The organism is Pseudomonas sp. PAMC 29040 (assembly GCF_003994535.1).
In the GTDB taxonomy this organism is placed as follows: domain Bacteria; phylum Pseudomonadota; class Gammaproteobacteria; order Pseudomonadales; family Pseudomonadaceae; genus Aquipseudomonas; species Aquipseudomonas paraversuta.
The window spans coordinates 75,806-101,818 of sequence record NZ_RZAA01000001.1; the positions used below are offsets into that span (position 1 = coordinate 75,806).

27 protein-coding genes are annotated in these 26,013 nt (G+C 57.9%); 19 read left to right on the plus strand and 8 right to left on the minus strand.

What is annotated here, in order from left to right:
• Position 1: 1 nt before the first annotated feature.
• Entirely contained in the window at positions 2–400 is a 399-nt protein-coding gene (locus WG29040_RS00325) for a DUF1294 domain-containing protein (RefSeq protein WP_003445827.1), read from the plus strand.
• Between the two features lie 4 nt (positions 401–404).
• On the opposite strand, the gene WG29040_RS00330 is transcribed toward WG29040_RS00325, so the two are convergent.
• Together WG29040_RS00330 and WG29040_RS00335 are read right to left on the minus strand one after the other, a co-directional pair.
• Positions 405–749, minus strand: coding sequence for an MmcQ/YjbR family DNA-binding protein (locus tag WG29040_RS00330; protein WP_127195346.1), 345 nt, complete (start codon positions 747–749; stop codon positions 405–407).
• Between the two features lie 8 nt (positions 750–757).
• Positions 758–1,666 carry a LysR substrate-binding domain-containing protein gene (locus WG29040_RS00335; protein ID WP_003445825.1) on the minus strand — a complete coding sequence of 303 codons (909 nt, stop codon included), beginning with the start codon at positions 1,664–1,666 and terminating at the stop codon, positions 758–760.
• 126 nt (positions 1,667–1,792) lie between these two features.
• Here WG29040_RS00335 and WG29040_RS00340 point away from each other — a divergent pair, with 126 nt between their 5' ends.
• Both WG29040_RS00340 and WG29040_RS00345 read left to right on the plus strand, forming a co-directional pair.
• Entirely contained in the window at positions 1,793–2,404 is a 612-nt protein-coding gene (locus WG29040_RS00340) for an FMN-dependent NADH-azoreductase (protein ID WP_003445824.1), read from the plus strand.
• A gap of 170 nt (positions 2,405–2,574) precedes the next feature.
• Positions 2,575–3,606: a hypothetical protein gene (locus WG29040_RS00345; protein WP_003445823.1), complete on the plus strand. Its 1,032-nt coding sequence runs from the start codon at positions 2,575–2,577 to the stop codon at positions 3,604–3,606.
• An 18-nt stretch (positions 3,607–3,624) separates the two neighbouring features.
• Here WG29040_RS00345 and WG29040_RS00350 read toward each other — a convergent pair whose 3' ends face one another.
• Both WG29040_RS00350 and WG29040_RS00355 read right to left on the minus strand, forming a co-directional pair.
• Positions 3,625–4,812, minus strand: coding sequence for an MFS transporter (locus WG29040_RS00350; protein WP_127195347.1), 1,188 nt, complete (start codon positions 4,810–4,812; stop codon positions 3,625–3,627).
• 342 nt (positions 4,813–5,154) lie between these two features.
• Positions 5,155–6,741, minus strand: a complete 1,587-nt coding sequence (locus tag WG29040_RS00355) for an ABC-F family ATPase (protein ID WP_003445814.1) — start codon at positions 6,739–6,741, stop codon at positions 5,155–5,157.
• A 610-nt stretch (positions 6,742–7,351) separates the two neighbouring features.
• On the opposite strand from WG29040_RS00355, the gene aroE reads away from it, so the two are divergent.
• The 4 genes from aroE to WG29040_RS00380 all read left to right on the plus strand — a co-directional run bounded on the left by aroE (position 7,352) and on the right by WG29040_RS00380 (position 12,079).
• Positions 7,352–8,167: a shikimate dehydrogenase gene (gene aroE, locus WG29040_RS00365; RefSeq protein WP_127195348.1), complete on the plus strand. Its 816-nt coding sequence runs from the start codon at positions 7,352–7,354 to the stop codon at positions 8,165–8,167.
• A gap of 56 nt (positions 8,168–8,223) precedes the next feature.
• Positions 8,224–9,660: an MFS transporter gene (locus tag WG29040_RS00370; RefSeq protein ID WP_127195349.1), complete on the plus strand. Its 1,437-nt coding sequence runs from the start codon at positions 8,224–8,226 to the stop codon at positions 9,658–9,660.
• A 134-nt stretch (positions 9,661–9,794) separates the two neighbouring features.
• A complete protein-coding gene (locus WG29040_RS00375; protein ID WP_127195350.1) occupies positions 9,795–10,490 on the plus strand; it encodes a hypothetical protein in 696 nt (231 codons plus the stop codon).
• Positions 10,491–10,822: 332 nt separating this feature from the next.
• A complete protein-coding gene (locus tag WG29040_RS00380; RefSeq protein ID WP_003445808.1) occupies positions 10,823–12,079 on the plus strand; it encodes a hypothetical protein in 1,257 nt (418 codons plus the stop codon).
• A 202-nt stretch (positions 12,080–12,281) separates the two neighbouring features.
• Here the strand turns inward: WG29040_RS00380 and WG29040_RS00385 are convergent, their stop codons facing one another.
• Positions 12,282–12,818: a GNAT family N-acetyltransferase gene (locus tag WG29040_RS00385; RefSeq protein ID WP_127195351.1), complete on the minus strand. Its 537-nt coding sequence runs from the start codon at positions 12,816–12,818 to the stop codon at positions 12,282–12,284.
• Between the two features lie 156 nt (positions 12,819–12,974).
• On the opposite strand from WG29040_RS00385, the gene WG29040_RS00390 reads away from it, so the two are divergent.
• Together WG29040_RS00390 and WG29040_RS00395 are read left to right on the plus strand one after the other, a co-directional pair.
• On the plus strand, positions 12,975–13,742 hold the full coding sequence (locus tag WG29040_RS00390) for a transporter substrate-binding domain-containing protein (protein ID WP_029612844.1): 768 nt from the start codon (positions 12,975–12,977) through the stop codon (positions 13,740–13,742).
• 97 nt (positions 13,743–13,839) lie between these two features.
• Positions 13,840–14,193, plus strand: a complete 354-nt coding sequence (locus tag WG29040_RS00395; protein ID WP_127195352.1) for a hypothetical protein — start codon at positions 13,840–13,842, stop codon at positions 14,191–14,193.
• A 66-nt stretch (positions 14,194–14,259) separates the two neighbouring features.
• On the opposite strand, the gene WG29040_RS00400 is transcribed toward WG29040_RS00395, so the two are convergent.
• Both WG29040_RS00400 and WG29040_RS00405 read right to left on the minus strand, forming a co-directional pair.
• The gene (locus WG29040_RS00400; protein ID WP_127195353.1) at positions 14,260–14,706 is read right to left on the minus strand and encodes an SRPBCC family protein; all 447 of its coding nucleotides are present in this window, start codon (positions 14,704–14,706) and stop codon (positions 14,260–14,262) included.
• A 207-nt stretch (positions 14,707–14,913) separates the two neighbouring features.
• Positions 14,914–15,843, minus strand: a complete 930-nt coding sequence (locus WG29040_RS00405) for a LysR family transcriptional regulator (RefSeq protein ID WP_010657041.1) — start codon at positions 15,841–15,843, stop codon at positions 14,914–14,916.
• Positions 15,844–15,974: 131 nt separating this feature from the next.
• Here WG29040_RS00405 and WG29040_RS00410 point away from each other — a divergent pair, with 131 nt between their 5' ends.
• From WG29040_RS00410 to WG29040_RS00460, 10 genes are all read left to right on the plus strand, one after another.
• Complete coding sequence (locus tag WG29040_RS00410) at positions 15,975–16,250, plus strand: DUF2798 domain-containing protein (protein WP_127195354.1); 276 nt, start codon at positions 15,975–15,977, stop codon at positions 16,248–16,250.
• Positions 16,251–16,465: 215 nt separating this feature from the next.
• Positions 16,466–17,155 carry a GntR family transcriptional regulator gene (locus WG29040_RS00415; RefSeq protein WP_003445792.1) on the plus strand — a complete coding sequence of 230 codons (690 nt, stop codon included), beginning with the start codon at positions 16,466–16,468 and terminating at the stop codon, positions 17,153–17,155.
• Positions 17,156–17,178: 23 nt separating this feature from the next.
• On the plus strand, positions 17,179–17,856 hold the full coding sequence (locus WG29040_RS00420; protein ID WP_127195355.1) for a DUF2848 domain-containing protein: 678 nt from the start codon (positions 17,179–17,181) through the stop codon (positions 17,854–17,856).
• Between the two features lie 7 nt (positions 17,857–17,863).
• Positions 17,864–19,204 (plus strand): amidase, encoded by a 1,341-nt coding sequence (locus WG29040_RS00425; RefSeq protein ID WP_127195356.1) that lies wholly within the window; start codon positions 17,864–17,866, stop codon positions 19,202–19,204.
• 177 nt (positions 19,205–19,381) lie between these two features.
• Entirely contained in the window at positions 19,382–20,689 is a 1,308-nt protein-coding gene (locus WG29040_RS00430) for an MFS transporter (RefSeq protein ID WP_010657038.1), read from the plus strand.
• A gap of 245 nt (positions 20,690–20,934) precedes the next feature.
• Positions 20,935–21,288, plus strand: a complete 354-nt coding sequence (locus tag WG29040_RS00435) for a hypothetical protein (RefSeq protein ID WP_127195357.1) — start codon at positions 20,935–20,937, stop codon at positions 21,286–21,288.
• A gap of 159 nt (positions 21,289–21,447) precedes the next feature.
• The gene (locus WG29040_RS00440) at positions 21,448–22,485 is read left to right on the plus strand and encodes a zinc-dependent alcohol dehydrogenase family protein (RefSeq protein WP_003445776.1); all 1,038 of its coding nucleotides are present in this window, start codon (positions 21,448–21,450) and stop codon (positions 22,483–22,485) included.
• A 266-nt stretch (positions 22,486–22,751) separates the two neighbouring features.
• Positions 22,752–23,066: an acid-activated periplasmic chaperone HdeA gene (gene hdeA / locus WG29040_RS00445; RefSeq protein ID WP_003445774.1), complete on the plus strand. Its 315-nt coding sequence runs from the start codon at positions 22,752–22,754 to the stop codon at positions 23,064–23,066.
• Positions 23,067–23,265: 199 nt separating this feature from the next.
• Entirely contained in the window at positions 23,266–23,772 is a 507-nt protein-coding gene (locus tag WG29040_RS00450) for a hypothetical protein (RefSeq protein WP_003445772.1), read from the plus strand.
• A gap of 422 nt (positions 23,773–24,194) precedes the next feature.
• A complete protein-coding gene (locus WG29040_RS00460; protein ID WP_003445769.1) occupies positions 24,195–25,343 on the plus strand; it encodes a PQQ-dependent sugar dehydrogenase in 1,149 nt (382 codons plus the stop codon).
• Positions 25,344–25,456: 113 nt separating this feature from the next.
• Here the strand turns inward: WG29040_RS00460 and eco are convergent, their stop codons facing one another.
• Positions 25,457–25,939: a serine protease inhibitor ecotin gene (gene eco / locus WG29040_RS00465; RefSeq protein ID WP_003445767.1), complete on the minus strand. Its 483-nt coding sequence runs from the start codon at positions 25,937–25,939 to the stop codon at positions 25,457–25,459.
• Positions 25,940–26,013 lie beyond the last annotated feature (74 nt).

Below are 26,013 nucleotides of genomic sequence, written 5' to 3' on the forward strand. Positions count from 1 at the left end.
GATGCCCGATAAAAACGGCGCGCCGATTCGTGGCCTGAAGATCAAGCTGCTGGTGTTTGTAGCAGTCTGCGCGTTGCCCCTGGGCGGTTCGGTGAGTCTGTTGCTCACCGGCATCAGCCGCGTACCGTTACTGGTCTATGGCCTGGCAAGCTGCCTGGCGTTTGCTCTGTACTGGTACGACAAGCAACAGGCCAAAGCCGGTCAGTGGCGCACCCCGGAGAAGGTCTTGCACGGGGTAGAGTTGCTGGGCGGCTGGCCCGGGGCGCTGGTGGCGCAACAGCTGTTTCGCCATAAAACCCGCAAACTCTCCTATCAGCTGTGGTTCTGGCTGATCGTGGCCGTGCATCAGGCGCTGTGGATTGATGTGCTGTTCCTGAAGCTGACCTTCGCGGATCTGTAAGCCATCAGAGGAGCAAGCCGATCTGCCGTTTTTTCGGCAGTTTGTCGACCACCAACTGGTGGGAGCGGCGCAGCAGGTCTTGTAACTCTGCGGCGCCCATGGGGTAGGGCGCCTGCATATTGATCCAGTACGCCCGCGCCAGATACGGTGACGGGCGTATCCCCGGGCGGTCCACGTAGCCCAGGAACAAGTCTTTCTCGACCTTGAACGACAGCCCGTTGCTGTTGAGGTTGAACAGGGCAAACATCTTGCTCTGGTCGATGTAGAACACCTCGACCCCGCCCCATTTCACATCCTCCTTGACCCCGGGCAAGCTGCGGCAGAAGTCGGCTACCTGTTGCTTGGTCATGGCCTGGTTCATAGCAATTTGTCTCCACAACGGTTGAACGTTTCGGCCAGGTGATCGATCCAGGCCCGCACGGCCGGCATCACCCCGCGTCGATGGGGGTATACGGCATGCAGCCAGCCGCCGGGCAGTGACCACTTGGGCAGTAGCTGTACCAGCTGGCCACTTTGCAGTTCCTGTTCGCAATACATCATGGGCAGCACGGTAAAACCAAGACCGGACAGTGCGCAGGCTTTGCGTACCACAAAATCATCAATGCCAAGCCGTGCTTCCAGTACCAGGTCGCTGGCTTTGCCCTGTTCATCGAGCATCCGCAGATGGACCATGCGGTCAGCTTCAAGTGCGCCCAGCAGTGGCACGTTTTTCAGGTCGTCAGGACTATTGATCGGCCACTGGCGGGCAAATTCCGGGCTGGCAACCATTACCGTCTGGGCCTGACGTAAGCGGCGGGTGACCAGCAACGGGTCTTCATCCCCCAGCTCGCGCACGCGCAAGGCCACATCAATGCCCTCGGTGATCAGGTCGACGCGCCGGTTGAGCAAAATCACTTCCAGCTGTACGTGTGGGTAGGCACTCAGAAAAGAGCTGATGACTCCGGGCATGAATTCATGGGCCAGCCCCACCGGGCAGGACACCCGCAAGCGCCCCCGCGGCTCGCTGGACATGCTGGCGACAGCCTCGTCTGCCATCTCGGCCTGCAGCAACATGGCCTGGCAATGGCTCAGGTAGCGCTCGCCGACGGCGGTCAGCTTCAACTGACGCGTGGTGCGCTGCAGCAGGCGCGCCCCGAGACGTTCCTCAAGTTCGGCCACACGTCGCGACAAACGCGATTTTGGAATGCCGAGCAAACGGCCGGCAGCAGCGAAACCACCGGCTTCGACCACCTTGGCAAAGTAATAGAGATCGTTAAGGTCTTGCATGGCTGGGCTCACTGTCCTACAGGTAGGACGAACTATCGCATGTTGGCAGCCTTATCGTCGATTACTTTCATTGGTAGCATCTACCTCACTTGATCGCCCAGTGGCGGTCCTCACTTGGAGATCACCATGAAACTATTGCATATCGATTCGAGCATTCTGGGCGACAACTCGGCTTCGCGTCAGTTGAGCCGCGAAGTGGTCAAGGCCTGGCAAGCGGCAGAGCCAGGGGTTGAAGTGAGTTATCGTGACCTGGCCAGCGAGGCCATTAATCACTTCTCGGCAGCGACTCTGGTGGCCGCCGGTACCCCGGCCGAATTGCGCGATGCGGCGCAAAAGCACGAAGCCGAGTTGAGCGCTGCAACCCTGGCACAATTTCTGGAAGCGGACGCAGTGGTGATTGCTGCTCCGATGTACAACTTCACCATTCCAACTCAGCTCAAGGCCTGGATCGACCGGATCGCAGTGGCCGGCCAGACGTTCCGCTACACCGAAGCCGGCCCCCAGGGCCTGTGCGGCAACAAGAAAGTCATCGTGGTTTCGACTTCCGGCGGCATGCACGCCGGGCAAGCCACTGGCGCAGCCCACGACGATTATCTGAAGGTGCTGTTGGGCTTTCTGGGGATCACCGATGTTGAGTTCGTACGGGCCCATGGCCTTGCCTATGGTGATGAAGTTCGCAGCAAAGCCATGAACGATGCACAGGCGCAAATTAAGCAGGATCTGTTCAGCGCGGCGTAAGTTATCTAAATCGTTACACCTACTAAACTCTGTATTCTGGGCGCTTGAAGTGGCCAGGGTACGGAGTTTTTTACGTCTGGCCTTAGCCTCTGGCTCGGGTTATGCAAAGCCTCTGGATCAAGGTCCTGGCAGCGCTGGCATTAACCGGGCGTCATTCAAGGTGAGCATCGATGATGCGTCTGTGGGCAGTACTGGTTTTGTTGTTGGCAACTTGCCCCGTCATGGCGCAGGCCGAGCCCGCGGTGCACTGGAGTGCTGGTTTTCATCGCCTGAGTTTTCTCGATCCGCTGGATGAACAGCCGATGCATGCCATTGCCTTTTATCCGTCCACTGATGCCGAAGGCATAAGCAAAATCGGCGGTTATGAGATCGAGGCCACCGAAGAGGCCAAAATCGCCATGGGCCATTACCCGCTGCTGCTGTTGTCCCATGGCAACACGGGGACGCCGCTGGCCCTGCACGATCTGGCTACATCGCTGGCGCGCAAGGGGTTTGTGGTGGTGGCGGTACTGCACCCCGGAGATAACTATAAGGACCATAGCCGTTTGGGCACCTTGAGTAATCTTTACGGCCGCCCGATGCAGATTTCGGCGGCCATCAGCGCTGTGCTGGCCGACCCCGAACTCTCGGCCTATGTGCATGACGATGAGGTGGGAGTCATCGGTTATTCCGCAGGCGGCGAAACGGCTCTGATCCTGGCCGGAGCCCAGCCCGATCTGGACCGCCTGCGCCGTTACTGTCAGGAACGCCCGGATGATCATGATGCGTGCACCACCAAGGGCGAGTTGACCGCCGACCGCGATGATCTGGTGCCGGTAGCCGATCCACGGGTGCGTGCACTGTTATTGATGGCGCCGTTGAGCCTGATGTTCGGGCGTGAAACCCTGGCGCAAGTGCATGTGCCCGTGCTGCTCTACAGCGGCGATAACGACAAGCTGGTGTACCCCGATAAAAACGCCGATGCCCTGGCGCGCAAACTGCCGGTGGAGCCTGAGTTCAAGGTGATCCCCGGTGCCGGGCATTTTGTGTTCATGGCGCCCTGTACCGATGCACAAAAGGCGGTAATGCCCGGTTTGTGTACGGATGCCCTGGGGGTCGATCGCGAGAATGTCCATCGCGATCTGATTTACGAGGCCGGGCGGTTTTTCAGCAAAACCCTGGGCTCATCGCCAACCACGAGTACGGTCGCAACAGGTCCGTAAGGGCTGTTGGTCGAGGCGCTAGCGGGCTTTGCGCAGGGATAGCCCGACCGTCAGGGTCAAGCCCAGCACACTCAAAAGTGCTGCACTGAAAAAGATCCATGGGTAGCCCATGTTCAAGGCAATGGCGCCCATGATCGGCCCGGCAATGGCCAGCGCCAGATCGAAGAACACGGCATAGGCGCTTAACCCCGCGCCGCGGCTGGAGAGGGGCACCTGTTTGACGGCTTCTACGCCAAGGGCCGGGTACACCAGGGACAGGCCAAACCCCGCCAGCCCCGCACCCGCAAGGGCATAGCCGGTTGAGGGGGCCAGCCACAGCAATCCAAGACCGACGGTTTCGATGGTCATGCAGGCGATCGCCACGCTGTAGCCGCCAAAGCGATTGATGCTGTTAGTGAATAACAGCCGCGCCAGGATAAAGCACACACCGAATACCGACAGGCAATAGGCTGCGCCGAACCAGCCGCGGTCGATATAAAACAGGGTGATGAATGTGGTGAGGGTGCCATAGCCAATGGAGGCCAGAGTCAGGCTGATGCCGTACGGGGCAATCAGGCTGAACACTGACCAGAAGGGCAGTGGGACGCCGCGAACCACCGGGATCGAAGGCTTGTTGCGTATCAGCAGCAGTGCCAGCACCGCCAGCACTAGCAGGGCGATGCCCAGGCTGAGGAAGCCAAGGCGGTCAATCATCACCACCCCCAGCGGCGCACCTATGGCAATGGCGCCGTAGGAAGCGATGCCGTTCCAGCCGATTGCCCGGGCAGTGTGCTCGGCGCCAACCTGGCCAATACCCCAGACAATAGTGCCGACACCTATCAGTCCCTGGGCGATGCCCAGGAAAATCCGCCCGACAATCAAGACCCCCAGGCTCAGCAATGGCCAGTCCTGGAGCATCACTGCCAGCAACGTCAGAGCGCCACTGATGGCGATTCCGGTCAGGCCATAAACGATGGCGGGCTTGGTCCCGCGGCTGTCCACCAGACGTCCGGCCCCGGGTCGGCTGAGTAAGGTGGCCAGGTACTGCGACGCTATGGCCAGGCCTGCAACCACGGCGCTGAAACCCAGCTGGTCATGGACATAGCCCGGTAATACGGCAATCGGCAGGCCGATGCAGATGAAGGCGATGAAGGTGTAGAACACGATTGACAGAATTTGCAGCGTGACCGACAGCGAGCTCGCGGGGGAGGGATGTTGCGCAGGCATAAGCAGAGTGTCCGGCTGTCAGTCGTAGACCGGCATCATGGCGTGGCCCCGGGACAAAAGAAAGCAGGCTAACGATATTCGTGGTCTGGCAGAAACGAAAAACCCCGTCAGCGGGCGCAATGCCGGTCACGTAAACGACTGCTGTCTCAACGGTGGGAGCGAGCTTGTATCGCGATGTGCTCGAGGGTGCTGTGTTCAATCTGTAACACGCATTCTCGTTAACAATCATCGCGAGACAAGCTCGCTCCTGCAAAGGCAGGGTTTACTTATGTGAACAGCATTGCGTCAGTGTGACGGGGTTTTCGTGATGACGCTTTGTTCAGCGATGCGCAGTGTCCGATATCAGAACACAACGCCCTGGCTGCGCAGGTAGTCATCGTAAGTACCGCTGAAGTCGATCACGCCGCTTGGGCTCAGCTCGATAATACGAGTGGCCAGCGAGGATACGAATTCACGGTCATGGCTGACGAAGACCAGGGTGCCAGGGTAGTTCTCGAGCGCCAGGTTCAGTGCTTCGATGGATTCCATGTCAAGGTGGTTGGTCGGTTCGTCCATGATCAACACGTTCGGCTTTTGCAGGATCAGCTTGCCGAACAGCATGCGACCTTGCTCACCACCGGAAATCACTTTCACCGACTTGAGGATGTCATCGTTTGAGAACAGCATGCGGCCCAGAGTGCCACGTACCATTTGCTCGCCCTGGGTCCACTGGCCCATCCAGTCGAACAGGGTGTAGTCGTCTTCGAAGTCGTGGGCGTGATCCTGGGCGTAGTAGCCCAGTTCTGCCGCTTCAGTCCACTTGACCGTACCTGCATCCGGCGTCAGTTCATTGACCAGGGTGCGCAACAGTGTGGTTTTGCCGATACCGTTCGGACCAATGATCGCTACGCGCTCACCGGCTTCAACGGTAAAGCTGAAGTCCTTGAACAGGGTCTTGCCGTCGAAGCCCTTGGCCATATTCTCGACGATGACCGCCTGGCGGTGCAGCTTTTTGTTCTGTTCGAAACGAATGAACGGGCTGACACGGCTCGAAGGCTTGACCTCGGCCAGGGTGATCTTGTCGATCTGCTTGGCACGGGAGCTGGCTTGCTTGGATTTCGAGGCGTTGGCCGAGAAACGGCTGACGAACGATTGCAGCTCGTTGATCTGGGCCTTTTTCTTGGCGTTTTCCGACAGCAGTTGCTCGCGCGACTGGGTCGCAACCGTCATGTACTCGTCATAGTTGCCCGGGAACAGGCGCAGCTCGCCGTAGTCAAGGTCAGCCATGTGGGTACAGACACTGTTCAGGAAGTGCCGGTCGTGGGAGATGATGATCATCAGGCTGTTGCGCTGGGTCAGAATGTTTTCCAGCCAGCGGATGGTGTTGATATCCAGGTGGTTGGTCGGTTCGTCGAGCAGCAGTACTTCAGGATCGGAAAACAGTGCCTGCGCCAGCAATACCCGCAACTTCCAGCCTGGCGACACTTCGCTCATCGGGCCGTTGTGTTGCTCGATACCGATACCCAGGCCCAGCAGCAATTCGCCGGCACGGGATTCAGCGGTGTAGCCGTCCATTTCGGCGAACTCGGTTTCGAGTTCGGCCACGGCCATACCGTCTTCTTCGGTCATTTCCGGCAGGGAATAGATGCGGTCGCGCTCAGCCTTGACCTTCCACAGCTCTTCGTGGCCCATGATCACGGTATCGATCACGGTAAATTCTTCGTAGGCGAACTGGTCCTGACGCAATTTACCCAGACGTACGTTCGGCTCCAGCATGACCTGACCGCCGGACGGCTCAAGGTCTCCGCCGAGGATTTTCATGAAGGTGGACTTGCCGCAACCGTTGGCACCGATCAAACCATAACGGTTACCGGCGCTGAATTTTACGGATACGTTCTCGAATAGCGGCTTTGCGCCGAACTGCATCGTGATGTTAGCTGTGGAGATCAATTACTTTACCTATCAATGGGTTGCGGGCCGCGCATTTGGCGCTTGGGCCATTCCTGGGGCATTTTGGAGCTTATCCATCTCTCCCCAGTCGCCGCTTGAGTTCAACCAGCGGGCATAAGTCGAGAGCAGCATCTGGACGCTGTGTCCAAGCTGTTGGGCAATAAAGGCGGGATTCATGCCAGACATTACGCATATTGTCGCATAAGTATGACGGTAGTTGTACGGCGGGCGATAACGGGTCTTCAGCTTCTCTGGCGCCGGCCTCCCATTGTTTGTGCCGGTCCCGGGGGCTGGCGGACGTACTGGCCCGCCCTGGCGGCTGGTTTTCCTGCGTCAAATCGCGCTCCGGCGCCCATATCCAGAACCGGCCAGAACGCCTGCGGGATTTGCTCCCGGAGGGTGACGGTTTTTTGGTGATAACAGGCGGTGATCACGGCATCAACATAAACGATTGGCGTCCCGGGGAGGTAGCGGTTGAAAGTGGCGGCATTGACCCCACTCATCGATCCAGGGAAGGAGATGGACATGATCGACAGCTTTCGCCGCCAGTCCCTGTTCGTCGAGGGTGGCTTGAATCACGTCGTCTGACTCCCACGCCAAGGACTCTGCTATGCCTCAATCCCTGCCAACGCTGTGCGGCTCTATCATGGGGTCGCCGTTTTCACTCTCGGCAAAGATCCACAACGCGGCCTATGCGGCCCTGGGGCTGGACTACACCTTTGTCTGTTTTGGCGTCGAAGACCCGGTTGCTGCCGTGGCGGCCATTCGCGCTCTGGGGGTGCGCGGCATGAATGTCTCCATGCCCTACAAAACTGCGGTGATGCCTCATCTGGATGCCATCGACGAGTCGGCCCGGGTGATTGGCGCGGTCAACACCATAAACAATGTCGACGGGGTGCTCACCGGCTACAACACCGACTACCTGGGGGCGATTCGCGCGTTGCAGGAGGTTACCGGTCTGCGGGACAAACGTATCGCCGTGATCGGTGCCGGCGGCGCCGCCCGTGCGGTGGTCTTCGGCTGCTTGCAAGCGGCGGCCCGGGTCACGCTGTTCAACCGCACTGCCGAACGCGGTACTGCCCTGGCCGAGGATCTGGGGGCCCGATGGGGGGGCAGCGTCGAGGCATTCACGGCCAGCAACTTCGATATCGTGATCAATGCCACCTCGGTGGGCTTCAAGCAGCCGGACAGCAACCCGCTGGACGGGCGCCTGGCCAGCCATCTGATTGTCATGGATGTGGCGTTCATGCCGGTGCATACCGCACTGCTGCAGCAAGCCAAAGCCCTGGGCTGCACGACCGTGGCCGGCACCCGGATGCTGGTCCATCAAGCCTGTCGGCAAATCGAGCTGTACACCGCAAAAGAAGCGCCCCTCGACATCATGGAGCAGGCCATGCTTCAGGAAATACAGCGGTTGAACTTGTAACCAGCCCCACCACCGGTCAATAACAAGATGCCGTAAAGGCACCTGGAGGTCCCCCTATGTCTCTCGATAACGCCCCATGCGACAGCGCCTTGATCCCCGACGGCCAGGCGCGCAAGCAAGACCTGAACCGTGCCGCCTGGGCCTGCTCCCTGGGCAGTGCCCTGGAGTACTACGACTTTGCGCTGTATACCCTGGCTTCGGCGCTGATCTTCGGGCCGTTGTTCTTTCCTGAGCAGACCCGGGCCATGAGCCTGATCGCCAGTTTCGGCACCTATTTCCTGGGCTTTGCCGTACGGCCCCTGGGCGGCGTGCTGTTCGGCATGATCGGCGACCGCGTCGGGCGCAAGTTCGTGCTGACGTCGACGGTGCTGCTGATGGGCGTTTCCAGCACCCTGATCGGAGCCCTGCCAAGTTTCCATCAGGTCGGTTATCTGGCACCGGCACTGCTGGTGATTCTGCGTCTGCTTCAAGGGCTGGGCGCAGGCGCCGAACAGGCCGGTGCGGCGGTGATGATGACCGAATACGCACCCCGGGGCCGGCGCGGTTTCTATGCCGCCTTGCCGTTCCTTGGCATCCAGCTGGGCACCATCCTCGCGGCAGTGGTGTATTTCCTGGTGGTCAGCGGCAATGACGATGTCATCGAGAGCGGGCTGTGGCGCGTGCCGTTCTTCAGCAGTGTGGTGATCGTGGCGCTGGGGCTGTACATGCGTCTGTCTCTCAAGGAGTCGCCGACCTTCATCCGCCTCAAGGCGCTCAAGCGCGTCAGCGTCAACCCGCTGAAAAGTGCGATGAAACACTCCCGGCCCAGCTTGCTGATCGGTATCGGCCTGCGCCTGGGGGAAAACGGCGGTTCATCGATTTACCAGGCCCTGGCTGTGAGCTACATCGTTGGCGTGGTAGGTCTGCAAGGGCCGGTGGGCGTGCTGACACTTATCTGCGCCGCCAGTCTCGGCGCGCTCACCGTACCGGTTGCCGGCATGCTCAGCGACCGGTTCGGGCGCGTGGTGGTTTACCGGGCCTTCGCCCTGCTGCAACTGGCCCTGGCCTTCCCGGTATGGTGGGTGCTGAGCCTGGGCAACGTGGTGGCGAGCATCATCGCCATCTCCATCGCGCTGGGCATCGGCACATGGGGTATGTTCGGCACCCAGGCGGCACTGATGCCTGAACTGTTCGGCTCGCGCCACCGCTACATGGGGGTGTCGATCGCCCGGGAAGCCTCGGCAGTGATTGCAGGGGGGATTGCGCCGCTGATCGGTGCCGGTCTTATCGCCCTGGTCGTGGCCAGCCATGACGGCGACGCCAGCGCCGGGGTCGGTGCCTGGCTGCCGATTGCCTGCTATCTGACCCTGCTCACACTGATCACCCTCTATACAACCTTCAAGACCCCGGAAACCCTCAATCGCGACCTGGACGAGCCCCGTGATGCCTGGGAAATTGCCCACCCTGCAACAGCGCCGGCAAACGGCTCCAGCACCGCGACAGGTACTGCCTGATCCGCGCTGGCCAGGCTGCCTGTTACCCCGGGCAGCCCTGGCTGGCAGCTCACAGATGCTGACCGCGCAGGATGCTAGAGTCTCCAGTTCGGGAGTCTGGTTAAACCGGACCACCTTCGAGTCCTGGAGTCAGCATGCGCAATCTGGATTTCAGTTCCTGGGAGGGCATCCTCTCAACGCTTGCAGGATTAGTCCTGATCACCGTTATCGGGGTCGGGATTCGTCTGCTGGCTATGCATACGATCCAGCAACGGCGGGAGCGGGAAAACCGTCAGATCAATGAACGTTTGCGTACCCTCATCGCGGCCTACAAAACCCTGGGTGGCTCCTTCACCGGAAATCTTGAGGTTGATCCCACTCATCTGCGGGATTTGCGCCGCAGGACTGCGACTGCCAACACCAGCCCGGATCAGGCTGCCGAGAGCGTGACCCTGACCCAAGCTGTTGCCGTGCAGGGCAATGGCGACCGCTCAAGGCGGGTACGCGATGCGGTTGAAGCGGCGCTGTCCGATATCATTCTGCTGGGTACCGAGGAGCAGGTCCGGATGGCGGCAGTAGCAGCCACGGAGCTGGTGGCAGGGCGTCCCATTCATACCGCCGAACTGGTTACCTCGCTTCGTGACTTCATTCGCGCCGTGCTTGATCTTGATCCCGTACCCGCCGAGCTTTCGATTCCAAAGCAGGGGCCGGTTCGCCCGTCTTCTTCAGGTGGCGGCAAAGGTGATAAGGGCGACTCCAGAAGTGCTGGCAAGGGCGGGGGAGCCGGGGGCGATGGTGCAGGGGGTGGCAGTGCGTCGCACAGCGATTCCTGGCAAGAGCCGCATCATTGAAAGTGGCACATATTCCTTTACTGCAATGATCCGTGGCACAGGGGCGTTATATTCGGCTGGCAAGCCTGTTCAAGGCAGTTTGTAGAGCACAACTACTTTACGAGTTGGTTTTCGCATATTTAACCGGGCATGTGTAATACCTCCATGACTGTCTTTGTAGATGCGCTGTGGACAAGGTGAGAGGGCTGCGCCACGGGTATGTTATCGGGATACTGCAGGACGTCTGACTCTTCAGGCGCCACCCGTCTGCCGGTGCAGTTAATAGCAAATGCGCTGTCTCGAGAGTTGATCTTTTAAACATTGCCCGGTCACCGCTCTTCAGGATAATCGCTATGAGTGAAGTTGAAGTACAAGATGTAAAGGCCTCTGGCTGGAACCAGTTGTCTTATTTTAAAGTGTTTGTAAATAATGACAGTCACTTGCAAAATTCGCGCTACCCGCTTCTTAATAATGGCAATCAACAATTACTTGTCACTGTGCGTCTGGCGGCCAAGGACGCATCGGGGAACTTCGTAACTGTAACGCCAGCGGATCTGGCCACCATCCGACTGATTGATTACGGCACTTCGGAAATCATCTATTTGGGTGAACAACTGCATCCATGGTGTACCACATTCACTAACCTGGGCTATGCGTGGGATCGGGGTTTCCTTGACTCCATTCGCAGCTTGCGGCTGGAGCAGCCCAAGCTGTTCGAACAGGCTGCTATTGACCCGCCTACCTTGGATCAAGCCCTTGAGGGCGTACCGCTGCAGCCCCATGAGCAAGCGCAGCCAGGGTTGGAGTTGCACACGCAAAACCAGGCGCTCAGTCAACCCAGGGCCGACTACCAGACTGTCCAGTTTTATGTGCGAACCACGGCAACTACCTTGCGTCGACTGGCCGTTCGTATCAATAACAGTGACGGTACCGTATTTCGTACCAACTACAGTGAAGTGGGTGACGATACGGGAGAAGGTGATAAGCGCGGAAAATTCAATTCATCGTTTGAAGTCGAACCACTTACCTTTCCGCGCTTGCCATCGGAAAACTACGGCGATCGCCTCGCCAACGGCTATTTGAAAGATACCCCGATTGGCCATGGAGATTTTGCCGGAAAATTTCGTGCATTTGAACATCATGTCAATATTCGAATGCCCAACGGTCGCAGCCTGCCCATTAAAACGATAACCAATTACTCCTCTCAAAACGGCGTTGTCTGGGCGGCCCATGGCAGCGGAAAGTCCAAATGCACCGTCACCTACTTTGGCTTGCCTGGAAGTCAAGTGACCAGGTTGACGAACAAGCCCGAGTATATCGGCATTATGAGAAACGGCCTGAGCAGGGAGTACACAGGTGTGTGGCTAACTTATTTAGGCCGACACATGGGCATTGAAGGTAAAATAAAATACCCTCGCGAGGGTGAAGTGGTGATTGGACAAGTCATTATGGAGGAGAACTTTTATTTCTACCAATCGGTGACTAACAATATAGAAGTGCCAAACCGAATGACCCACGATTTCAGCGTCATTGATATTTATGGTACATCGCACAACCTTCGGGTCGGGCTGATTCCTGCCTTCAATTACCTGACGCTGGAACGCCGTTAGTTAACAGCTGACCACTGAAGGTGCGGATCGCCAAAAATCGATCTGCACTGGCGTGCGTCCAGTCGATACACACAAACGCTCAAGCCCTGGTTATCCAGGGCTTTTTATTGGGCAACAGGACATGACGACGCAAGAGACGACAGTGGCCCAGGTTCAGTGTTGCCGTTGCAGTTTACCTGGCGTCAGCCTCGGCCTGATCAGGTCAGTCCGTATTCAAGCGCGCATACAGGTCGAAGTTGCGTGGTGTTGCGCGGACCATGCGCAATGACCTCAACCTTCCTTCGAACTCGAATCCGCTGTTTATCAGCACCTGGGCTGAGCCGGGGTTGGTATCAAGCACAGTGCCTTGTACGCGCACCCATCCGTACTTTAAAAAGGACCATTGGGTTACCGCTGTACAGACAGCGCTGGCAATGCCTTTGCCCCAGAATTGCGGCGCAAGATCATAAGCCACTTCGGCCGTACGGTTCACTTGCGATATTGAATGAAAGCCAATGGTTCCAATCAGCTCGCCATTCAGTTCGTCAGTGATGGCCAGCCGTCTTGTGGAGGTGGCAAGAGTTGAGTCCATCTCGTCGAACATGGGTAACAGGTCTTGCTCTGAGCTCAGGTTCCAGCTGGTATGTTGAACAACCGCTTGTTGTGAAAGGTATGCGTACCATTGCGGTATATCTGTCCTTTCCAGCTGGCGAAGCGAAACACCCGGGTATTGGACGGCAGGCGCCCTGGTAATTCTCATGTGCAGGGTCCGTTATCAGAACAGAAAATTGCTTGGGGCTCAGGCTACGCTCCGGGCAGTATGTGGCGTTACTGGTATTACATTCAGCTATGCGGTCCTGTGCGGCACAACCACCGCGGCCTTACAAAAACAATTCAAAAAACCAGGTAGAGAACAATGAATAGAAGGTTTTATGGGTGTGTGATCCTGCTATCACTGCTAGGCGCTCAGAGCGCGGTCGCCAGAAGTTGGCAGGAGATCAAGCAAAGCGGCGAGCTGCGGGTCGGCGTTCCTGGCGATTATGCTCCGCTGGCGTTTCACGACAAACAAGGTGATCTGGCCGGTTTTGATATTGATATGGCTAAGGCCCTTGGTCATGAACAGCAACTCAATGTCAGATTTGTGCTCAGCAGCTGGCCAACACTGTCTGCAGATCTGGCAGCAGACAAGTTCGATATCGCAATGGGCGGGATTACCGATACACCGGCCAGAAAAAGCCAGTTCGGGCTCTCTGCACCGGTGGTCAAAAATGGCAAGATCGCCATGACGCAGTGTGACAAAGTCGCTCAGTTTGCGTCATTGGACGCGATTGATCGCAAGGGCGTGCGGGTGACTGTCAACCCCGGTGGTACCAATCAGGAGTACGTCGACAAACATATCAAGGATGCCCAGATCGTCCGAGCCCAGGACAATATCGCCAGCTTGCAGGGGATTCGTAGTGGTCAGGCCGACATCATGTTTACCGACCTGATTGAAGGGGATTATTACCAGAGCCAGGAACCCGGTGTGTTCTGTGTTTCCACTCGCCAGATTCTGCCCGGAACCGCCAGCGATAAAGTTTATATGATGCACAAGGACAACCAGCATTTGCTGGATGCGGTGAATGCATTGTTGTCCGGTGAATCCAGAAACAGGCTGATCACTCAATGGAAAATGTCGGAGTAGCCATGAAGGCTGCCGCACAGACGCAGGCTGTGACGTTTGTCAGGACACAACGAGCAGGCAGCGCCTGGCGTATATAAAAACTACAGAAGGTCTTCGAATGTTCTCAACATTTGCAGTGCAGAGGCTTAGCGTCGGCTCGATCTACAAACTGTTTTTTATCGGGCTGGTCATTTCACTCGGGATCATCGGACTAGTCAGCGGGATCCTGGCTGTATTCGGTTTCGATACGGTCAACTGGAACGGGGAGCCTGTGCACGGGGTTGCCGGGATTATCGTAGGGCCCTTGGTTGGCCTGTTCCTGGCGCTGTTGTTCGGCACCCTTCTAGGCAGCGCTTGCGTGTGCGGTCTGTGGCTGTATTCGAAGTTTCGGCCTCTTACCCTGAGCGGTAAAAGCCTGGCTCAAGCAGCCAAAGATACTGCGGGGCCTGTCAGCCCGGGCAAGCCGCTGTAACTGTTATTGCCGTGCCGCCTGTCTGTGGAAACGATCGGCAAACAGGCGGCACGGGACTGCATTGAGTCACTCGGCAATTTCACTTTCGACCAGCCTGGCGAGCTGTATGAGCGAGTCCTGCCAGCCAAGGTAACAGGCCTCTGGCGGGATGACCCCGGGTATGCCTTCTTGAACCACGCTCAATTCGGTCCCGCAGGAAACCGCCCGCAGGGCTACCGTTGTGTGCATGACGCCCGGCAGGTTTGGATCATCGAAGCTGTCGCTGTAGCGAATCAGTTCATGGGGTACCAGTTCCAGGTATTGCCCGCCGAACGAGTGAGTTTCGCCCGTGCTGAAATTGCTGAACGACATTTTGTAACCACCCCCCACTGTCGCATCCATGTGCTGGACCTTGCCGGTGTAGCCGTAGGGTGGCAGCCATCTGGCCAGGGCATCGGCTTCCAGGAAGGCCCGATAGACACGTTCGGGCGGGGCTTTGATGACGCGATGAAGTCGAACGGTATGTGTGGACATGATGACTCCTCAGATCAGTGGCGGGCCTTCAGACATGCACAGGTTCAGGTACTCAGCGGTCTGGCTTGTCATCACTGGGCCCGAGCGGGTGGATGTCTTGCCAGATGCTGTTTTTTGATAGCACCGAAACCCGCAGGCGTAAAGGCCGCTGCTTTGCCATGCCCATGGCTGGCCTGCGGCACAAGGGCGCGCGGATCACGGCATGGCTCAAAGGTTTGCCTGCGGCCAGCGCTGTTCCAGGTGTGCACTCAAGTAATCGATAAAGGCTTTTACCTTAGGCGTCATGGCGCTGCGGTCCTGGACACAGACGTAAATATCCAGCGGTTCGGTAGCGGACTCCCTTGGCCCATGACTGCTCTCAAGCAGGGGCACCAGTTGCCCGGACTCGATAAAGGGCGCCGCCACGAACTCCGCCAGCCGGGCTATGCCAGCACCATGGGCAGCCATTTGGGCCAGGGTGTCAATGTCGTCGCTCATGGCGGTCACATTGAGCGCCGCATAGTAATGTCCTGAGTCGCGAATAAATCCCCAGCGCAGGAAGCGGCCGTCCAGCGGGTAGCGAAAGCCCAGGCATGCATGCTGCTGGAGTTGCTCCGGCGAATCCGGCCGACCGGCCCGTTCAAGATAGGAGGGGGCGGCGCAAACGATAAAGGGCACTGAGACAATCTTGCGCGCGATAATTCCTTCCTCCAGTTGCGGCTTGATCCTCAGGCTCAGATCAATCCCGGCTTGAATATGATTGATCTTGCTATCGCTGGTGTTGAGCTCAAGGGTCAGGCGCGGGTGGCGGGCCGCGAAGCCTGCAACCAGCGGGGCCAGCACATGGCGCCCGAATGCAGCGGTAGAGGCAATGCACAGCCGGCCCTGAAGTTCGGCATGGGGCTCACTGATTGCCGATTGGGCGGCCTCCAGGTCTGCAACGATACGCTGCACTTTGGCGTAGTAGATGGCTCCGCTTTCGGTTAATGCCATGCTGCGCGTAGTGCGCTGCAGCAGGCGGGTGCCCAGGTGCTCCTCAAGGCGATTGAGGGTCTGGCTGACGGCTGCGGCACTGAGCCCCAGGTTTTTCGCCGCTCCCACGATGGAGCCTGTTTCAACCACCTTGGTAAAGCTGGCGATGGCCGCAAGAAGATTCATGGCTAATCCTGAAAGAAGGGCTATTCGTAAGTTTTACTTTATAAAGTAAGCGGAAATTACCGTCTAGTTGCGCACTTTTGTTCTTGATATGGTGCGTTTCCCCAAAGAAACCGTGTTTAAAAGGGCTGGACATGAATTCAAAGACTTCTGCAAATATCCGTTTTTACAATCGATTGAAGCTCTCGGCCGCCATGGCTCCCTATGTATTTGCGTTCTATATGGCGGCAATCATGGCCTTTCTCATGTCATTGGTGATCACGGCGGCCAACTCCGGGATTAATGAGGATTATCTAAGCAATGCCCTGGGCGCCTATCGATTGGCCATGCCGGTGGCATTCCTGTGCATTCTTGTGGTTCGCCCCATTGTGATCAGGTTAGTGGCTGTCACCGTCCAACGGCATCCCTAGGGATGCTTGCCCTGCATGGCGCACAAAAAAAGCGCGTGCGCGCACTAAATCGGGCAAATAAGTAACAAGTTACATTCCCCGGAGCCTCCCTTCGCTCATCCTTGTTTCCCCCGATCCCTTGTAAACCGGCGTTTTCAGTCACTGCGCAGAGTCTGGCACAGGCTTTGCTTAGTCTGATATTCATCTGATATATCAGATGAATATCAGGAGTGAAAATGCCGAAATCCATTGATGTTTCCAGCCATCAGCAGTCCACGCCGCCGCTCATCAAGAGCGCCGCCCAACTGCGGGAGCTGGCGTATGCGCAAATAAAGCAGCGAATCATCAGCTGCGAGTTCCGCCCTGGCGACGCCATCAACGAGGCGCAACTGGCAGCGCTGCTGGGGCTTGGCCGAACGCCGATCCACCAGGCGCTGCATCGCCTTGAAGTAGAAGGCATGGTCACGATCATGCCGCGCAAGGGGGTGATGGTGACCGCGCTGTCACTTAACGATGTGCTGGATATGATCGAGGTGCGTGTTTCCAACGAGCAGCTGTGTATCAAGCTGGCGGTGGAACGTGCCCACGACACTGATATCAAGGCCATGCGCGACATTCTTGAGCGCACCCCTCAATTGCTGGCGGACCACGACGTGACCGGGCTCATGACGCTGGATCTGCAATTTCATATGTCGATTTCAGCCGCCGCACACAATCGCGTCCTGGCTGAACTGCTGCGCAACCTGCACGAAAAGCAGGCCCGTTTCTGGTACCTGACGCTGTCGGAAAACCACCACAGCCAGCGCATCTATGACGAGCACATGCACATTCTCGAGGCGGTGGAACAGCGAGACGGCGATGCCGCTGTCGCGGCGATCCATCACCACATCGACGACTTCCGTCGCGCCATCATGCGCACCCTTTAATTATCGATCCGGAGCACTCTTTCATGACTCAATTGACTTTCCACGTCGTCGGCCAAGGTGAGCACCAGGCCAGCATCAAGCATTTGATCATTGCCGGCTGGGCAGGGCGTAACAGTGAAGCGGTGGAACACCATATTGCCGAACTGGAAGCTCTTGGCGTGCGCCGTCCTACGCAGATCCCGTGTTTCTACCGGGTTTCGGCCAGCCTGCTGAACACCGCGCAGAGCATCCAGGTGCCGGGCAAGGACTCTTCCGGCGAGACCGAGTTTGTATTGATTCCAAGTGAGGAGGGGCTGTTGATCGGCCTGGGCTCGGATCACACCGATCGCAAGGTTGAAAGCTACGACGTCACGGTGTCGAAACAGATGTGCGACAAGCCGATTGCGCAGCAGGTCTGGCGCTTTGCCGAAGTTGAGGCGCATTGGGATCAACTGGTAATGCGTACCTGGCGGGTGCGTGATGGCGAACGTGCGCTGTATCAGCAAGGCCCGGTGACCAATTTGCTGGCGCCGCAAACCCTGTTGGAAAAACTCAATAGCGCCGGCGCATTGCCAGCGGATACCGCGATGTTCTGCGGCACCCAATCGGTGATTGGCGAACTGGGTTATGGCGAAGCCTTTGAAATGGAATTGTTCGACCCCGTCCTTAACCGCAGCCTGCGTCACCAGTACGGTGTCGAGTCGCTGCCTGTGGCGGAGTGAACAGACAATGAAAGATATTGCACAGCTCGCCCAGGACCTGGCTGAGGGCCGTACCACCAGCGAGGCGCTGGTCAAACAGGCATTGGCCCGCATTGAGGCACATCGCGAGGCAGGCGGAGTGGCCTATATCAGCGTTGATGCCCGCAGCGCCTTGCTGGCGGCCCGTGCCAGCGACCTGGCGCGGTCTTCGGGCTATGTGCCGTCGACCCTGGCCGGCCTGCCGGTTTCGATCAAGGACCTGTTCGATGTGGCCGGGCAGATCACGGCCAGCGGCTCCAGCCTGCTGGCCGAGGCACCGGCGGCCAGTCGCGATGCAGTGGTCGTGGAGCGGTTGAGAGCGGCGGGGGCTATTGTGCTGGGTCGAACCAATATGAGTGAGTTTGCATTTTCCGGTCTCGGACTGAATCCTCACTACGGCACACCGCTGACCCCATGTGCAGAACAGCGCATTGCCGGTGGCTCCAGCTCCGGCGCCGCGGTCAGTGTGGCGCTCGAGATGGCGGTCGCGGGGCTGGGCACCGATACCGGCGGCTCGATCAGGATTCCGGCGGCCTTCTGCAATCTGACCGGGTTCAAACCCAGTGCCAGTCGCGTCCCGCTAACCGGTACCTTCCCCCTGGCGCCGAGCCTGGATTCCATTGGCGCTCTGACCCGCAGTGTCGCCGACAGCATCCTGCTGGACCGGATTCTCTCGGGGGAGCAACTCGCTACCCCCATGCCGTCCCTGGCCGGTCTGCGTCTGGCGGTGACCCGGGATTTCGTCCTCGATCAGCTGGATGAGACCGTGGCTGTGGCTTTCGAACGCAGTTTGGGCCTGCTCGCCGAGGCCGGGGCCAGCATCCGCTGGTTTGATTTTCCCGAGCTGCACCAATTGCCCCGTATCAACGCTGCCGGCGGACTGACTGCCGCCGAAGCCTGGCACGGCCATCGCCAGTGGCTGGAAGGCGACGACGCACAGCAGTACGACGCCCGTGTCGCCCAGCGCATTCGGCGCGGTGCGGCCATTGGTGCAGCTGATTACCTGGATACCCAGGCCGAACGCCAGCGCTTGATTGCCATCGCCCGGGAGCGTCTGGGCGATGCCGATGCCTGGCTGATGCCCAGTGTCGCCGTGGTACCGCCGAAGCTGGCAGACCTTGCCACGGACGAAAGCTTTTTCGCCGCCAATGGCCTGGTGCTGCGCAATACCAGTGTGATCAATTTTCTCGACGGTTGCGCCTTGAGTTTGCCCTGTCAGCTGGCTGAAGAGTTGCCGGTGGGGCTATCAATCGCGGGACTGCACGGGCAGGACGCACGGGTGCTGCAAGTGTCGCGCGCGGTTGAGGCTCTGTTGCGGGGAGTCGCCTGATGCCTTGCCCGTAACTGGAGGGCAGGCCCGGCCTGCCTGATTTTTAATACTGCTTTGCTCCCGGAACGCCACGGCCAACCACCGTGCGCCGACGCTCGCCTGGAAATCGGCAGCGGCGGCTCACTGCGCAACGTATTGACGAGATGACTTATGAACCGAAGCAACCCAAGTACAACAATGGCTTCAGAGCTTGACCTCGACCCGGTAGCGGCCGAAGTCAGTGCTGTCTATCGAAAGATCGCCTGGCGCCTGTTGCCGTTTTTAGTGTTTCTCTTCGTGCTGGCCTGGATCGACCGGGTGAATGTCGGCTTCGCCAAACTCTCCATGTTGCAGGACCTGGGCTTCAGTGAGGCGGTCTACGGCCTGGGAGCGGGGATTTTCTTTATCGGCTACTTCTTTTTTGAAGTTCCGAGCAATCTGCTTCTGGAAAAAATCGGTGCCCGCCGCACCCTGGCGCGCATCACCATCATGTGGGGCCTGACGTCCATTGCCATGGCCTATGTTGAAAGTGCCTGGTCCTTCTATGTGTTGCGGTTTTTGCTGGGGGCCTTTGAAGCGGGTTTCTTTCCGGGTGTGGTGTTGTACCTCACTTACTGGTTTCCAGCGGCCCAGCGGGCCAAGATCAACGGCATGTTCATGACCTCTTTCGCAATTGCCGGGGTCGTCGGCGGGCCACTGGCCGGTTTCATCATGAGTCGCATGGTGGGTGTCGGCAGTCTGGCCAACTGGCAATGGCTGTTTATCCTGGAAGGTATTCCGTCGGTTATCGCCGGCTTCCTGGTGCTGCGCTATCTTCCGGAAAAACCGGCGAATGCCAAGTGGCTGACGGCGGCACAGCGCAAAATGGTGTCCGCTACCATTGCCCGCGAGGACAGCGCGCCGGGTAAACACAGCGACCTGCGGACTCTGTTGCGTTATCCCAAATTGTGGTTGTGTGCACTGGTCTACTTCTGCCTGGTGAGCGGTAACGCAACCATTGCGTTCTGGACTCCATCGGTCATCAAGTCCCTGGGTGTGAATGACACCATGAACATCGGGCTGCTTTCCTCAATCCCTTTTATTTTGGGGACTGTGGCGATGCTGTGGAACGGCTTCCATTCTGACAAGAGCGCCGAGCGCCGCATCCATTGCGCCATGGCTGCGATCCTGGCGGGGCTGGGATTGATCTGCACTGGCCTGTTTATCGGTAACGCAGTACTGGCACTTATCGCCTTGACCGTTGCAGCCATGGGCATTCTTGCGGCTTTTCCGGTGTTCTGGTCAATTCCGGGTGCATTTCTGGCAGGTACTGCAGCAGCAGGGGGCATCGCCCTGATCAACTGCATCGGCAATCTGGCAGGGTTCGTCGCGCCTTATATGATCGGCTGGCTTAAAACCCAGACCGGTAGCCTGGCGGCAGGCCTGTATATGGTGGCCGGTTTTGAAATATTGGCGGGGGTGTTACTGCTGCTGTTTTTCAAAGGTATAAAAGTCAGTAAAGTTTAATGTTACTTAATGGCAGAGCAGGCCATGGATAAGGGCGGTGAATATTTAAAAACTGTCACCGAGTATTCAACTTCCGGTGCCACTGCATGCCTTTTTCGAAGCCGCGACTCGCCCGAATAATATTATCCGGGCGAGTCGCCACTGCTCAGTTCATGGCGCAGGGTCGCTGCCTGATACCGGCGGTGCTCCGATACTGCTAGGCTGCCGGGGTCAGGCACGGCATGGAGCCGTTTCAAGGATTGAATATGCAGATCAAGAACAAGTGTCACTTTGCCCTCATCAGTATGGTTTTCGCCGCCGCTACCCTGACGGGCTGCGCCCATAGCCCACCCTTCAGCGGCCAGTCGGTCACTGACCCCGTCCTGCGCAAGGATGTGCTGGTGAATGTGCAGGGCCTGTTCTCGGCAATGACCCACTGCAGGTCCATCAGCAATGTGGACACCACGATTGCCAGTGTTGAGCAATCGCCCACCGGGTCAATCAGCAAAGCGGTTGAAACCTGGCAGGTGTCCGGCTGTGGCACCAGCAAGACTTACAAGATTGAACTCAGGTCCGACGCCAGGGGCGAAACCGATTTCTCGGTGTCGTCCAAAGGCTAGAGGCGACAGACCGCATGCTTAACCCGGGGCTTTATGACCTGCGGCAAGGGTGTATGGAGAAAAGGCTGCTTAACTGCATCGAACGACTTTGGGGGCTGGCGCTTGAGTCACATCAACGCCAGTTGCTGTTGTTTTTTGATCTGACTAAGGAAAGCCCATATGAAAGCGCTCACCTATCAGGGGCCAGGCGCAAAAGCCTGGTCTGATATCGCCAAACCGGTCATCGACAAGCCGACCGATGCCATAGTCCGTATTTTGCACACCACTATCTGTGGTACCGATCTGCACATCCTCAAGGGCGACGTACCCGAGGTCACCAAAGGTACGGTGCTGGGCCATGAAGGGGTCGGAGTGGTCGAGGCCGTAGGGCCGGCAATTCGCAACTTCAAGCCCGGTGATCATGTGCTGATTTCATGCATCACCTCATGCGGCAGTTGCCCCAACTGCCGGCGGCAGATGTACTCCCATTGCGCTGACGGCGGCTGGATTCTGGGCCATACGATTGACGGTACCCAGGCCGAATATGTGCGTATTCCCCATGCCGACAACAGCCTGTACCCGGTGCCCGCCGGCGCGGATGAAGAAGCGCTGGTGATGCTCAGCGACATTTTGCCTACCGGCTTCGAGATCGGCGTGCTCGCCGGCAAGGTCAAGCCGGGTGACAGTGTGGTGATAGTCGGGGCGGGCCCTGTGGGCATGGCCGCCTTGCTGACGGCGCAATTTTACTCGCCCGCCTTGCTGATCATGGTTGATGGCGACACCAATCGTCTTGAAGTTGCGCAGCGTTTTGGCGCTACCCATGTGATTGATATCAACACGCAGAATGCCGTTGAACGCATCTTCGAGTTGACCCAGGGGGTAGGGGTGGATGTGGCGATTGAGGCGGTGGGCATCCCGGCATCCTTCGATACCTGCCAGTCGGTTGTAGCCCCTGGAGGCAGCATTGCCAACGTGGGGGTGCATGGCAAAAGTGTTGAGCTGCACCTGGAAAAACTCTGGATCCAGAACGTCACCATTTCGACCGGGCTGGTCAATACCAACACCACGCCCATGCTCATGAAAACGGTGCAGTCCGGCAAGGTAGATGCCGGCCAGCTGATTACCCACCGATTCGCACTCAACGACATTCTTCAGGCTTATGAGGTGTTCGGCAATGCGGCAAAGGAGAAGGCAATGAAGGTCATTCTTTCTCAATAAACGGCCCGCCATAGCCAATTCAGCAGGCATTCTTACCCAGTGTCGGGAGCCTGCGAAACTTGAACCTTAGTTGCTGAAGGTACTGAACGGATAACGTGATATCCGTTCAGGTTTAGTGTGTCTTTTAAATGTAAAACCCTGGTGTTTCAGGCGCTAAAAGAATAAATAAGTTGTAGTGATTTTTTGACAGCTAATGCATTCACTACTATGTTCTTGGCGGCAGGTAGAAACACATCAACTCTTTTTGATAATAGGGAAATATTCATATGAAGAAGCACATTCTGCTGTTGAGCGCTGTCAGTCTTGTCGCACTGTCGGGCCTGGCACAAGCTGATGCCAAGCAGCCTGTTGCGCAATGGACGTGCGCGGATTTCCTGGCGGTTGATGAAACCTATCAGCCGATCGCCGTTGGTCTGGGTGAAGCAGTGAACAAGAAAGGCCAGGTTGAGGATGCTGTTCTGGACGTGGACGGCGTTGCCAAAATCACCCCGCTGGTAATCACTGCCTGCAAGGAAACGCCGAAAGAATCCTTCGTACAAAAAATCAAGTCCGAGTGGGCCAAAGTCAAAAAAGACGTGTAATGCGCCAGGCCTGTACTTCACAAGAGTACAGGCTTACCCCCTCTGTTCCTGCCTGAGCCCGTTCGTGGCGAAAAACCTTTTCCAGCCTTGTGAATTTCTCGCCCCATCTATCCTCTACATCAAAAGCAGGGCTGCCTTGGCGGTCTGAAGGCCGTAGTAGACTAGGTTCGCGTTATTTTTAATTGGCGGGGGGTAACTTATGTTAATCAGGTCACTGGCCGAACTTGATCGCATTCGTGACGAGTGCAAATCCATGGTCACCAAACGCTCGGCCGTATCGGCAGGCGCCGCGGCCATCCCTATTCCCGGGCTCGACATAGGCACTGATGTGGCGTTGCTGGTGGAAATGCTGCCGGCGATCAACAGCAAGTTCGGACTGACCCCGCAGCAGATCGAGCGGCTGGACTCGCGGTCCAGGCGCCTGATTGTGGTGGCGGTTTCCGGGATCGGCAGTGAAGTCATCGGCAAATTCATCAGCCGGACACTGGTCATGTCCTTGGTACGCAAGATGGGCACCAAGGTGGCGACCAAGTCGGTGATCCGCTTCGTGCCGTTTGTGGGGCAGGCGGTCGCCGCAACCATCAGTTTTGGGGTGATGAAAATGGTCGGCAACGGCCATATCGAGGATTGCTATCAGGTCTGCCGTCAGGCGTTGCTGGAGGAGGCCCGGGAATCAGTGGTCATCGAGATCGGTCCTGAAGACTGAGCCTGCCAGTGAACGGCCCCGCACAGGAGCCATGAGATGAACAAACCATGGGGGCGAAGATGAATATTATCCGGTCCAGCTATCTATGCTTGCTCCTGGGGGCTGTACTTGTCGCCCAGGCGCAGGCCGGCACCTCTTTGACTTCAGAGTCCGGGCGGGTGGCGCAAAACACCCTGAGCCCCAATTCTGCGCCTGCAGACAATACGCTGCGACGCATCAATCCCAACAGCCGACAGGGCACGATCCCCGCAACGCCAGCGGTACGAAGCCCGTCGACGGCCCCAGTGGTACGCCAGCCGTCCATTGAGAACGGGCAAATCGGCAATGGCTACCCGCGTAGCCAGCCCCCACCCCGGACCATCAAGCCAACGGCGCCATCGCTTCAGCCGCGGGACAATCGTTAATCGAACAAGGATCAGCCAATGTTGAGAAAAACCCTGGCCACGCTGTGCGCCACCTCGCTGCTCAATGTGGCTGTCATGGCCCATGCCGATGCCCAACGCACCTTTGCCTCCGAGTCCGGAACAGTCACTGCAACGCCAGTTGTCGAAGGCCTTGTACATCCCTGGGCCCTGGCCTTTCTCCCGGAAAAGCAGGGCATGCTGGTTACCGAACTTCCGGGCAACCTGCGGGTGGTGAGCCCGTCCGGCAAACTTTCTGCCCCGCTATCCGGTGTTCCCCAGGTATGGGCCAAAGGGCAGGGCGGCCTGCTGGATGTGGTGCTGTCGCCGAGTTTTGTCGAGGATCGCCTGGTGTACCTGTCCTACGCCGAAGGGGGTGGTGAGGACGGCAAAGCGGGGACCACGGTTGGACGCGGGCGCTTGTCGGATGATCTGACCAAACTCAGCAACTTTGAGGTGATCTTTCGTCAGGAGCCCAAACTGTCAACCGGCAACCATTTCGGCTCACGTCTGGTGTTTGACCGTGATGGCTATTTATTTATTGCCCTTGGCGAAAATAATCAGCGACCGACTGCCCAGGACCTCGACAAGCTGCAGGGCAAAGTGGTGCGCATATACCCTGACGGTCGAATCCCGCCCGACAACCCTTTTGTGGGCCAGCAAGGGGTACGCCCGGAAATCTGGTCATTTGGCCATCGCAATCAGCAGGGTGCCACCCTGAACCCCTGGACCGGGACACTCTGGAGCCATGAGCATGGCCCCAAAGGCGGCGACGAAATCAACCTGATCGAGCGCGGCAAGAACTATGGCTGGCCACTGGCGACCCATGGCATTGACTATTCTTCGCAGCCCATCTCTGAAGCCGGGGGCAAAACAGCCGAAGGAACCACAGGCCCCCATCATGTGTGGGAGAAGTCTCCGGGCATTAGCGGGATGGCGTTCTACGATGGGGAGCGCTTCAAGCCCTGGCAGCACAACCTGTTTATCGGCGCGCTGGCCGATAAAGACCTGATCCGGCTACAGCTTGATGGTGACAAGGTGGTGCATGAAGAGCGCTTGTTGGGCGGTCTGAACGCGCGTATCCGGGACGTGCGCCAGGGCCCGGACGGTTATTTGTATGTCTTGACCGATGAAAGCAACGGCGCGTTGTATCGCGTCGGCTTGCAATAGTCAGCAGAGCCATAGTCGCTGGCGAGGAACGAAGGCTGCGATCGAGCCCGCAGGGCTCGCGCATTTAAAGATGCCTGTCGCAGCCGTCGCTCCCTGCCAGGGTTATTGATTGTTTACTCGCTGACCGCCTGCTTGATCTGCTTGGAGGCCGACCAGATCCGGTAACGCACTTCTATGTCCTTGGGCACGTAGACCACGATCGGCAACTTGCTGTTATAGCGCAGCATGAAGCCATCGCCGACCACGGGGACAAATTCGGGGTGCGACTTGCCTTCAGGGCAGGCCATCATCGTGCTCATCGGCCCGCTGACCTTGTTCAGGCGATACATCGGATAGCCCCAGCCCTTGAGGGTTTTTTCTTCCAGCTTGCCGCCCAGACGCTGCTGGTTGCAGTCCACCTGCAGGGTCTTGCCGGCAATGATCTGGACTTTGTAGTCGTCCTCATTCTTTTGCTTGGGCAGGTGAATGACTTGTCGGCTATAGCCCGCTTCGGCTTTAGGGTAGGGCGCCACATCCTCAAGTTTGGCGGCGTTGGCGACGCTGCACAGCGTACTCAGCGAAAGGGCCAGGGCCGCGCTGATCAAGAGTGGTTTCATGCTGCTTCCTTATTTCAGAACAGAAAAATGTCGTTCAGGTGAATCTATGGGCTGTATCTGACAACTAAAAGGCT

Bases quoted from the DNA above. Each gene is read 5' to 3' on its own strand.
- WG29040_RS00385 (WP_127195351.1), bottom strand. From the start codon at position 12,818: ATGAGAATTACCAGGGCGCCTGCCGTCCAATACCCGGGTGTTTCGCTT.
- WG29040_RS00405 (WP_010657041.1), bottom strand. From the start codon at position 15,843: ATGAATCTTCTTGCGGCCATCGCCAGCTTTACCAAGGTGGTTGAAACA.
- eco (WP_003445767.1), bottom strand. From the start codon at position 25,939: ATGAAACCACTCTTGATCAGCGCGGCCCTGGCCCTTTCGCTGAGTACG.
- WG29040_RS00375 (WP_127195350.1), top strand. From the start codon at position 9,795: ATGCGCAATCTGGATTTCAGTTCCTGGGAGGGCATCCTCTCAACGCTT.
- WG29040_RS00330 (WP_127195346.1), bottom strand. From the start codon at position 749: ATGACCAAGCAACAGGTAGCCGACTTCTGCCGCAGCTTGCCCGGGGTC.
- WG29040_RS00395 (WP_127195352.1), top strand. From the start codon at position 13,840: ATGTTCTCAACATTTGCAGTGCAGAGGCTTAGCGTCGGCTCGATCTAC.
- WG29040_RS00390 (WP_029612844.1), top strand. From the start codon at position 12,975: ATGAATAGAAGGTTTTATGGGTGTGTGATCCTGCTATCACTGCTAGGC.
- WG29040_RS00460 (WP_003445769.1), top strand. From the start codon at position 24,195: ATGTTGAGAAAAACCCTGGCCACGCTGTGCGCCACCTCGCTGCTCAAT.
- hdeA (WP_003445774.1), top strand. From the start codon at position 22,752: ATGAAGAAGCACATTCTGCTGTTGAGCGCTGTCAGTCTTGTCGCACTG.
- WG29040_RS00450 (WP_003445772.1), top strand. From the start codon at position 23,266: ATGTTAATCAGGTCACTGGCCGAACTTGATCGCATTCGTGACGAGTGC.
- WG29040_RS00415 (WP_003445792.1), top strand. From the start codon at position 16,466: ATGCCGAAATCCATTGATGTTTCCAGCCATCAGCAGTCCACGCCGCCG.
- WG29040_RS00400 (WP_127195353.1), bottom strand. From the start codon at position 14,706: ATGTCCACACATACCGTTCGACTTCATCGCGTCATCAAAGCCCCGCCC.
- WG29040_RS00425 (WP_127195356.1), top strand. From the start codon at position 17,864: ATGAAAGATATTGCACAGCTCGCCCAGGACCTGGCTGAGGGCCGTACC.
- WG29040_RS00350 (WP_127195347.1), bottom strand. From the start codon at position 4,812: ATGCCTGCGCAACATCCCTCCCCCGCGAGCTCGCTGTCGGTCACGCTG.
- WG29040_RS00410 (WP_127195354.1), top strand. From the start codon at position 15,975: ATGAATTCAAAGACTTCTGCAAATATCCGTTTTTACAATCGATTGAAG.
- WG29040_RS00335 (WP_003445825.1), bottom strand. From the start codon at position 1,666: ATGCAAGACCTTAACGATCTCTATTACTTTGCCAAGGTGGTCGAAGCC.
- WG29040_RS00370 (WP_127195349.1), top strand. From the start codon at position 8,224: ATGTCTCTCGATAACGCCCCATGCGACAGCGCCTTGATCCCCGACGGC.
- WG29040_RS00345 (WP_003445823.1), top strand. From the start codon at position 2,575: ATGATGCGTCTGTGGGCAGTACTGGTTTTGTTGTTGGCAACTTGCCCC.
- WG29040_RS00430 (WP_010657038.1), top strand. From the start codon at position 19,382: ATGGCTTCAGAGCTTGACCTCGACCCGGTAGCGGCCGAAGTCAGTGCT.
- WG29040_RS00340 (WP_003445824.1), top strand. From the start codon at position 1,793: ATGAAACTATTGCATATCGATTCGAGCATTCTGGGCGACAACTCGGCT.
- WG29040_RS00435 (WP_127195357.1), top strand. From the start codon at position 20,935: ATGCAGATCAAGAACAAGTGTCACTTTGCCCTCATCAGTATGGTTTTC.
- WG29040_RS00325 (WP_003445827.1), top strand. From the start codon at position 2: ATGCCCGATAAAAACGGCGCGCCGATTCGTGGCCTGAAGATCAAGCTG.
- aroE (WP_127195348.1), top strand. From the start codon at position 7,352: ATGCCTCAATCCCTGCCAACGCTGTGCGGCTCTATCATGGGGTCGCCG.
- WG29040_RS00420 (WP_127195355.1), top strand. From the start codon at position 17,179: ATGACTCAATTGACTTTCCACGTCGTCGGCCAAGGTGAGCACCAGGCC.
- WG29040_RS00440 (WP_003445776.1), top strand. From the start codon at position 21,448: ATGAAAGCGCTCACCTATCAGGGGCCAGGCGCAAAAGCCTGGTCTGAT.
- WG29040_RS00380 (WP_003445808.1), top strand. From the start codon at position 10,823: ATGAGTGAAGTTGAAGTACAAGATGTAAAGGCCTCTGGCTGGAACCAG.